At 65.8% G+C, this 8,228-nt stretch carries 10 protein-coding genes and 1 other RNA gene; 4 read left to right on the top strand and 7 right to left on the bottom strand.

Annotation, left to right across the window (positions count from 1 at the left end; all coding sequences use genetic code 11):
* The first annotated feature begins 84 nt into the window (after nt 1–84).
* From Y706_RS0106990 to Y706_RS0106975, 4 genes are all read left to right on the top strand, one after another.
* Nucleotides 85–456, top strand: a complete 372-nt coding sequence (locus Y706_RS0106990; protein WP_028276038.1) for a hypothetical protein — start codon at nt 85–87, stop codon at nt 454–456.
* 47 nt (nt 457–503) lie between these two features.
* Entirely contained in the window at nt 504–638 is a 135-nt protein-coding gene (locus Y706_RS30575; RefSeq protein ID WP_018775274.1) for a hypothetical protein, read from the top strand.
* A 301-nt stretch (nt 639–939) separates the two neighbouring features.
* Nucleotides 940–1,428: a DUF6325 family protein gene (locus Y706_RS0106980; protein WP_052355026.1), complete on the top strand. Its 489-nt coding sequence runs from the start codon at nt 940–942 to the stop codon at nt 1,426–1,428.
* Nucleotides 1,429–1,461: 33 nt separating this feature from the next.
* Entirely contained in the window at nt 1,462–1,806 is a 345-nt protein-coding gene (locus Y706_RS0106975; RefSeq protein WP_243181221.1) for an SHOCT domain-containing protein, read from the top strand.
* A 147-nt stretch (nt 1,807–1,953) separates the two neighbouring features.
* Here Y706_RS0106975 and ssrA read toward each other — a convergent pair.
* The 7 genes from ssrA to Y706_RS0106945 form a co-directional block, all read right to left on the bottom strand.
* Nucleotides 1,954–2,322: a transfer-messenger RNA gene (gene ssrA, locus Y706_RS27905) on the bottom strand.
* Between the two features lie 111 nt (nt 2,323–2,433).
* Nucleotides 2,434–2,904, bottom strand: coding sequence for an SsrA-binding protein SmpB (smpB, locus tag Y706_RS0106970; protein WP_026266743.1), 471 nt, complete (start codon nt 2,902–2,904; stop codon nt 2,434–2,436).
* A gap of 114 nt (nt 2,905–3,018) precedes the next feature.
* Nucleotides 3,019–4,422 carry a M23 family metallopeptidase gene (locus Y706_RS0106965; RefSeq protein ID WP_028276035.1) on the bottom strand — a complete coding sequence of 468 codons (1,404 nt, stop codon included), beginning with the start codon at nt 4,420–4,422 and terminating at the stop codon, nt 3,019–3,021.
* Between the two features lie 26 nt (nt 4,423–4,448).
* Nucleotides 4,449–5,363, bottom strand: a complete 915-nt coding sequence (ftsX, locus tag Y706_RS0106960) for a permease-like cell division protein FtsX (protein ID WP_028276034.1) — start codon at nt 5,361–5,363, stop codon at nt 4,449–4,451.
* Nucleotides 5,360–6,181, bottom strand: coding sequence for a cell division ATP-binding protein FtsE (gene ftsE / locus Y706_RS24025; protein WP_043435207.1), 822 nt, complete (start codon nt 6,179–6,181; stop codon nt 5,360–5,362). Before ftsE ends, ftsX begins: the two co-directional genes overlap by 4 nt.
* A gap of 193 nt (nt 6,182–6,374) precedes the next feature.
* Nucleotides 6,375–7,490: a peptide chain release factor 2 gene (gene prfB, locus Y706_RS0106950; RefSeq protein ID WP_028276033.1), complete on the bottom strand. Its 1,116-nt coding sequence runs from the start codon at nt 7,488–7,490 to the stop codon at nt 6,375–6,377.
* A 139-nt stretch (nt 7,491–7,629) separates the two neighbouring features.
* On the bottom strand, nt 7,630–8,043 hold the full coding sequence (locus Y706_RS0106945; RefSeq protein WP_028276032.1) for a pilus assembly protein TadG-related protein: 414 nt from the start codon (nt 8,041–8,043) through the stop codon (nt 7,630–7,632).
* Nucleotides 8,044–8,228 lie beyond the last annotated feature (185 nt).

Here is an 8,228-nt window from a genome sequence, read left to right as displayed (position 1 = left end):
GCTCAGCCCGCTGCCGGTGTGGCGAGGGTAACACCGGGGCGCCCTGGTGGCTTCGGGCCGCCGTCGTTCCCGTATCGTTGAAGGATGGTTACCCGACGTGAAGCAGCCCAGACCCTCGACATTCCCCTGGAAATGGCGCACCGTCACGGCATCCCGCCCCGGCTGTCCGAGGCCGAGCTGGGCGAGCTGCTGGACAACCCGCCGGCGTGGCTGGTCCAGTCCAAGGCAAACCGCACCGGCAAGCGGCCCGTCTGGGTCCAGCTCACCTGTGCCGTCTGCGGATTCTCCGAAGCGGCCCGGCCCAAAAAATGGTGGCCGGAATTCACGTACGTCTGCTGCGTGCACCACGAGGCACGCGAGATCCCGGTGCTCGGGCCCGGGCTCGTGCGCAGTGTGTACGACGGCGTCGGCAGCCGTTTCGCAGGGATCGTGGACGCCGCCGTTCCCGAGGCGTAGCTTAAAAGACGGGGCTACCCCTGGCCCCTGCCGTGAGGGAGAGCACCATGCCTGACAAGACGCCGCACCAGAGCGTGTCGAAGAAGTCGGTTAAAACCATCAAGGAAAAACGGGCAGAGAAGAAGGCGAAACACATCGTCGATGCCCACACCGACCCAGTGGCACACATCAAGAAGCGCTGAAATATCGAGAGGCCGGAAGCCGTTGCTTCCGGCCTCTTGTCGTATTGGCCTGACACGTCGCGGCGGGCTGGGGGCTCACCCGAAATGGATGATGTGACAATCTCCCGTTGGCGGTTTAGTGGTCTTGGAATCCGACCGAGAGGTCCCATTCCGGGGGCATGTCCGCGGGGCAGTTCCAACCGTTGAGCGGCACGGCCCCCATCGGAATCATTCGACGCGGGTGGTGACGGCCCGGCGGGGACCGCCCACACTAAGACCAGTGCGCCAGACAGCGTGCTCGACACAGACCGGAGGAATACCAGTGACAATCACACCGGAGACTGAGGCCCACGGGCCGGTCGACTTCGTACTCCTGGAGTTCCCCGTATCGGGACTAACGGGACAGGCGAGTGAGGAACTCGTTAAGCTCGTCGAGCAGGGCGTGATCCGCCTCTTCGATCTCCTCGTCGTCATGAAGAATGACGACGGATCTGTCGAGGTGCTCGAACTCACCGACCCAGGCGGTCCGGCGGCGGGGTTCTCCTACTTCGAGGGAGCCCGGACCGGGCTCTTGGGCGATGACGACATCGCCGAGGCCTCGGCCGCGCTGCTCCCCGGGACTGTGGCCGCGCTGATCGTCTACGAGAACATCTGGGCGGCACCGTTCGTGGCGGCCGTTCGGGACAGCGGGGGCGAACTCATCGCGAGCACGCGGATCCCTGCTCCGGACGTGATGGAAGCACTTGATGCCCTCGAGGCCCTCGACGCCGAGACGACGGCACCCGCCGTGTCGCCGGCACCCGACGCGTAAGACACACAGGAAGCAATCCGACAGGAGAAAATTATGGGACTTCTCAGAGGTATAGGGCGGACGGCGGTGGTTGCCGGGACAGCCAGTGCAGTCAGCGGCCGGGTCCAGCGACGGCAGGCCAACAAGTTTGCCGAGAAGGACGCCGCGACGGCGGCCAAGCAGCAGGAGGCCTACGATTCGCAGATGGCCCAGCAGGAGCCACCGCCGCAGGCCTACCAGCAGCCGGTCTACCAGCAGCCACCACCCCCTCCCCCGGCTGCCGGCGGCATCTCAAACGAAGCCCTCGAACAGCTCAAGCAGCTCGGGGCGCTTAAGGATCAAGGGATTCTCACGGAACAAGAGTTTGGCGTCCAGAAGGCGAAGATCCTCGGCATGTAGTGCCAAGCAACTGCAAAGAGGAGGGAAGTGTCGGAAGACGCTTCCCTCCTCTTTGGCTTTTAAGCACAAAACTCCCCGCCGACAGAAGCCAGCGGGGAGTTTTGTGAACCCAATACGGGGTGGAGCGCCGTTGCCGGGCCCCTATGTATGTGGAGATGGGGGGAATTGAACCCCCGTCCGATGTCGTGTTGTCAGGGCTTCTCCGGGCGCAGTTTGCGTTGGATTTTCTCGGCCCCAGCCATGCTGCAAACAGCTGGCTGATCCGGGCCCAGTCATCTAAGAGTCCCGTTTACCCCGATGACGGAGGTAAACAGCAGTGGCTATCTAAATGACGCCAGGATCCGGGGCAATAGCAACCTCGGGCTGACGGACTGTCTTACTGCTTAGGCAGCGAGAGCGAAGTCAGTGCGTTTTGATTCGGCACTTATTGGTTTGCAGACAGCGTTTACGAGATAATTCTGCATCCTCGGCCCGCTTCACCTGTCGCGACTAACATCGTCGAAACCGATCATCCCCGTATTTTTTTATCAAACCCGGACCGGATACTTTCGAATCCTTCCCGGATTATCAATCATAACGCACCGCCCCCGGGAAACATTCCCAGGGGACGTGACAGCCTGCGGCGCGCTAGCGGCGGTTGCGTTCGCGCATGACGCGCTGGGCCTCGCGCTTGTCCTGCTGTTCGCGCAGCGTCTGGCGCTTGTCGTATTCCTTCTTGCCGCGGGCGACGCCGATTTCGACCTTCGCGCGGCCGTCCACGAAGTACAGCTGCAGCGGCACGATCGTGAAGCCCGACTCGCGGATCTTGTGCGAGATCTTCGTGAGCTCTTCGCGGTGCAGAAGCAGCTTGCGGCGGCGGCGTGCGGCGTGGTTCGTCCAGCTCCCCTGGTGATACTCGGGGATGTGGATGCCCTCCATCCACAGCTCGTCGTTGTAGAACGTGCAGAAGCCGTCCACCATCGAGGCATGGCCCTCGCGCAGGGACTTCACTTCCGTGCCCATCAGCGCGATGCCGGCCTCATAGGTGTCAAGGACGTGATAGTCGTGCCGGGCCTTGCGGTTGGTGGCCACTACCTTACGGCCACTTTCTTTGGGCACGGTAGGACTCCTCGGTTTGTTGGTGGTTCACTCCGGCCAGGTGGTGCGGAGTCTTTCCAGTTTACGGCAGGGCGCCCGCCTCNCCGGATGGGCCGCCGGATGGCCCGGGCCGGACTACAGCAGGTTCATCGGGTCCACGGCCCGGCCGTTGAGCCAGGTCTCGAAGTGCGAGTGGCAGCCGGTGGAGTTGCCGGTGGTGCCTGAATAGGCGATCAGCTGCCCCTGGTTGACGTGCTGGCCGACCGAGACCGCCACAGAAGTGTTGTGGTAGTAAATCGTGGTCAGCGAGTTGCCCTGGACCACCCCGTGGGAAATCTTCACGTTGTTGCCGCCGCCGTCGTTGGCCCAGCCGGCCGAGAAGACGGTGCCGGCAGCCGCGGCGTAGACGGGCGTGCCGCAGGCGGCACCGAAATCGATGCCGGTGTGCATGTAACCGCCCTGGCCGTAGAAGTCGATGGTGCCCGGCGGCGTCGCCCGCCAGCCAAACCCGGAGGTGATCGGAATATTGCCGGGGAACGGGTGCTGCAGCCCGAAGGCCGACGGCGAGCCCTGGACCGGCGGGACATACGGCTGGACGGCCTGTCCCTGCGCCCGGGCGGCGGCCGCCGCGGCCTCGGCAATGCGCCGCTGCTCGGCCAGCCAGGCCTCACGCAGCTTCCGGTCGCGTTCGGCGATCTCGGCGGCGACGGCGTCCTGCTGCGCCTTGACCTGCGCGAGCTGGTTCTGGATGCCGGGCTTGGCGGCCTGGAGTTGGGCGTCGAGCCGGGTGGTGTCGGCAATCAGCTTGTCGACGGCGGCCTTCTTGGCTGCGGCCTCGTCCCGGGCGGCCTTTTCCCGGGCCAGTGCGGCGTCGGCTTTGGCCTTGAGGTCGGTGATTTCAGCCTCGACGGCGGCCAGCCGGGCCTGCGCGTTGACGTTGGTGGCGCTCTGCTGGGTGAGCTTGTCCATTGCGGAGTTCTGGCTGCGCAGGGCCTGGTCCGCGAGGTCGATGGTGTCCGTCAGGCTGCTGCCCTGGTTCGACCCGAAGAACAGGGACAGGTTGGACGGGACGCCGCCGGACTTGTAGGCCTGCGTGGCGATCTGCCCGATCAGCTTCCGGGTGTCCGCGATCTTCTGCTTGTCCGCTTCCAGCTGCTGCGTGATTTTTGCCTTGTTCTGCTGCGCCAGGTCCACGCGGGCCGCGAGGGCCCGCACTTCCTGGACCGCTCCGGCCACCCGGCCCTGGGCGTCCGTGAGCGCCTGCTGGGCGCCGGGGAGCTGGCCCTGGTACAGGACCAGGTCTGCCGCAGCCTGGGCGATCTTGCCGTCCACGAATTCGAGGGAGTGCTGGACCCGGGCCGCCTCCTCGCGCAGCGCGGCCTGCTGGTCCTCAAGGTCGTCGGCGAATGCCGCCGGACTCGAGGCCCCCATGGTCCCGGCCAGGACCAGCGCCAGGGTGGCGCTGATCATCCGGCTGCGGCGCCCCACCAGGCGGAGCCGGAGGGATTGCCGGAGGGGGCGGCGGGCCATCGGTGTCATAAGCATTCCCTTTTCGTTGCGCAAAGCTAGACCCGCAAGTACCGGCGGAGGGTCAGCAGGGAGGAAATTCCGGCCAGGACAACGCCCAGGCCAATCAGGGCAGGTACCAGGATCAGGGTCTGCCCGGGTGAGATAAACGCGGTGTCCGGATACTGCTTGGACAGGACGCCTTCGAGGAAGAAGCGGGCCACGGCCCACAGCGTGCCGGAGGCCAGGGCGGCACCGATCACCGCGGCGATCACGCCTTCGAGGATGAACGGGAGCTGGATGACCATTTTGGACGCGCCCACCAGGCGCATGATGCCTGTTTCCCGGCGGCGGCTGAACGCGGATAGCCGGATGGTGGTTGCGATCAGCAGGATGGCGCAGATGATCATGACGCCGGCAATGCTCACGGCCACCAGGGATGCGGCGTTCATGGCCGAGAAAAGCCGCTCCAGCAGCTGCCGCTGGTCGATCACGGTCTCCACCCCGGCCTGGGAGGAGAAGGTCTCGCTGATGATCTCGTACTTCTCCGGGTCCTTCATGTTGATCCGGAAGGACGCCGGCAACTGGTCCGGGGTCACGGAGTCAACGATCGGGGAATTGGAGAACTGTTCCTTGAAGTGCTTGTAGGCGTCGTCCTTGGACTCGTACTGGAAGTCGTTGACGTACTGCGCCACCGCGGGCGACTTCAGCAGCGTGCGCAGGTTGTCCTCCTGCTCCGGCGTCGCCGGACCGGTGGCGCAGCCGGGCGCCGTCGAACCGTCACTGCAGAGGAAGATGGCCACCTGGACTTTGTCGTACCAGTAGCCCTTCATCTGGTTGATCTGCAGCTGCAGCATGCCGGCGGCGCCGACGAAGGTCAGCGACACGAAGGTCACCAGGATCACGGAGATCACCATGGACAGGTTGCGGCGCAGGCCGCTGCCGATCTCGCCCAGGACGAATGCAAGCCTCACGCCTGGCCCTCCCCTGCGGTGCGGAACTCGGCGCGGGCTTCGGCGCGCGAGCCGGCCCGGGGCGGGATAACTTGCGGCTGTTCGTCCCGTCCGCTGGCGTCGCGCAGGCGGCGCGACTGGCCCACGACGGGAATCATGGAGGTGTAGAGGGCCTTGGCCTCGTCGCGGATCACGACCCCGTTCTTCAGTTCCACCACCCGTTTGCGCATTTCGTTGACGATGTCGTCGTCGTGCGTGGCCATCACCACGGTGGTGCCGTTCTGGTTGATCTTGTCCAGCACGCCCATGATGCCCATCGAGGTGGTGGGGTCCAGGTTTCCGGTCGGCTCGTCGGCCAGCAGGATGCCGGGGCGGTTCACGACGGCGCGGGCGATCGCCACGCGCTGCTGCTCGCCGCCGGAGAGTTCGTGTGGGAGACGGTTTTCTTTGCCTTCCAGGCCGACGGTCTTCAGGACCTCGGGGACGGTGTCGCGGATGACGCTGCGGCTCTTGCCGATGACCTGCATGGCGAAGGCGACGTTGGCGAAGACGGTCTTCTGCGGCAACAGGCGGAAGTCCTGGAAGACGACGCCGATTCCGCGGCGCAGGCGCGGCACGCGCCAGCTGGAGATGTTCGCGACGTTCTGGCCGGCCACGTAGACGGCGCCGGAGGATGCGCGGTCCTCTTTGAGGACCAGGCGCAGGAAGGTCGATTTGCCGGAGCCGGAGGCGCCGACGAGGAAGGCGAATTCGCCACGGTCGATCTCAAGGTTGATCGAATCCAGCGCCGGCCGCGCCTTCTGGTCATAGACCTTGGTGACATTTTCGAAACGGATCATGGCCCTTAGTACCCTGCAGGACATGGCCGCGAGGGCCCGGTTCTGCTGCCGGCGCAAGGGCTTTCGTTTGGGGGAAGTAGAGCTCCGGCCCCTCGACTATACGCACGGGTAACGGCGGAACCGCCGGAACGGCGGGGCGTGTCGCGCGATTGTCAGGGACCTCCCAGTGGAGGCGCCTGGCCGGTCGCCGGGCCTACTTCTCGGCGTTGCGGTTGTCCGTCCGCCAGCGGATGCCGGCGTCGATGAAGTCGTCGATTTCGCCGTCGAACACGGCCGAGGTGTTGCCGACCTCGTGCTCGGTGCGGAGGTCCTTGACCATCTGATACGGGTTCAGGACGTAGGAGCGCATCTGGTCGCCCCACGAGGCTTTGACGTCGCCGGCGAACGCCTTCTTCTCGGCGTCCTCCTGTTCCTTCTTCAGCAGCAGGAGGCGGGACTGCAGCACGCGCAGGGCGGCGGCGCGGTTCTGCAGCTGCGATTTCTCGTTCTGCATCGACACCACGGTGCCGGTGGGGATATGGGTCAGGCGCACCGCGGAGTCCGTGGTGTTGACCGACTGCCCGCCGGGGCCGGAGGAGCGGAAGACGTCCACCCGGATCTCGTTGTCCGGGATGTCGATGGAGTCCGTCTGCTCGATCAGCGGGATCACTTCCACGGCCGCGAACGAGGTCTGGCGGCGGCCCTGGTTGTCGAACGGGCTGATCCGGACCAGGCGGTGGGTGCCGGCCTCGACGCTGAGCGTGCCGAAGGCGTAGGGCGCTTTGACCTCGAAGGTGGCGGACTTCAGCCCGGCTTCTTCGGCGTAGGAGGTATCCATGATGGTGGTCGGGTAGCCGTGGCGTTCGGCCCAGCGCAGGTACATGCGCAGCAGCATTTCGGCGAAGTCCGCCGCGTCCACGCCACCGGCGCCGGCGCGGATGGTCACCACGGCTTCGCGCTCGTCGAACTCTCCGGAGAGCAGGGTGACGACTTCAAGGTCGGCCAGCGCCTTGCGGACCGATTCGAGTTCCGCGGCGGCCTCGCCCATGGAGTCGGCGTCGTCCTCGTCCTGGCCGAGTTCCACGAGGACCTCGAGGTCGTCGATCCTGGCCACGAGTTTGTTGAGCCGTTCGAGTTCGGTCTGCTTGTGCGAGAGCTTCGAGGTGATGACCTGCGCCGCGGCGGGGTCGTCCCACAGATTGGGTTCACCGGCCCGCTCGCTGAGCTCGGCGATGTCTTCCTTGAGCGCCTCGACGTTCGAGACGTTCTCGATGGACGTGTAGGTGGCCCGCAGCGCGCGGATTTCAGCGGGAAAATCAATGTTTGCCATGGTTTTTTAAGCCTACGCTATGTGTCCTAGCCCCCTGACACTGCCGGTTGCCCTGTCCGGGTGACCTGTCACTTTGGGTGCCCGACGGCCTGGTTGGCAGCATCTACTGATAGGGCAACCGGAGTGGCTGGCCAGCGGATCACCGGCTGAGGCGGGAGCGCGCCGTGGACGTCGCCTCGATCCGGATGCCGTCCGGCACCAGGAAGTTCACCACCGGCGGGTGGACGGCTGCACTCAGCACGACGACGGCGGTGGCGCCGTCCGGGCTGCCGGTCACCGGCGCCACGCTTAGGGCGCTGAAGCGCTCGAACGCGCCGTTGCGGCCCAGATAGTCGACGGCGGCGCTGCGAACCCTCGCCCCGCTGAGGACGGCGGACGGTGTGCCGCCGGAGTTGCCCAGCTGGCCGAGGGTGAAACTGTCCGCGGCCGCCACCGAGGCACCGTCCGCCGCGGAGAGCAGCTTCTTGTGTTCGAGGTAGACGCTGGAGGCCGCCATCACGACGGTGGCGACCAGCAGGGCAATCAGCACGAACCCGATGCTCAGCACCAGCACCTGCCCCTCCTGCCGGCGGGGCCTGGGCCGGCCCCTCACCGGAACCTGCCCACCAGCTGGGTTGCCGACGCGCTGAGCTGGCTCGCGTTCAGATGCAGTGCGTCGCTGAACGGCACAAACGGCAGGGGAACGGTGAGGCGGACGGTGACTGTCACCGCCGAGCCGGGAGCCAGGCAATCGGCAGG

Source organism: Arthrobacter sp. I3, assembly GCF_000520575.1.
GTDB classification, from domain to species: domain Bacteria; phylum Actinomycetota; class Actinomycetes; order Actinomycetales; family Micrococcaceae; genus Arthrobacter; species Arthrobacter humicola_A.
This window is presented reverse-complemented; position numbering and strand designations above follow the sequence as displayed.

Excerpts from the sequence above, each read along its gene's own strand:
- Y706_RS0106990 (WP_028276038.1), top strand. The coding sequence starts at position 85 with ATGGTTACCCGACGTGAAGCAGCCCAGACCCTCGACATTCCCCTGGAA.
- Y706_RS30575 (WP_018775274.1), top strand. The coding sequence starts at position 504 with ATGCCTGACAAGACGCCGCACCAGAGCGTGTCGAAGAAGTCGGTTAAA.
- ftsE (WP_043435207.1), bottom strand. The coding sequence starts at position 6,181 with ATGATCCGTTTCGAAAATGTCACCAAGGTCTATGACCAGAAGGCGCGG.
- Y706_RS0106965 (WP_028276035.1), bottom strand. The coding sequence starts at position 4,422 with ATGACACCGATGGCCCGCCGCCCCCTCCGGCAATCCCTCCGGCTCCGC.
- prfB (WP_028276033.1), bottom strand. The coding sequence starts at position 7,490 with ATGGCAAACATTGATTTTCCCGCTGAAATCCGCGCGCTGCGGGCCACC.
- Y706_RS0106975 (WP_243181221.1), top strand. The coding sequence starts at position 1,462 with ATGGGACTTCTCAGAGGTATAGGGCGGACGGCGGTGGTTGCCGGGACA.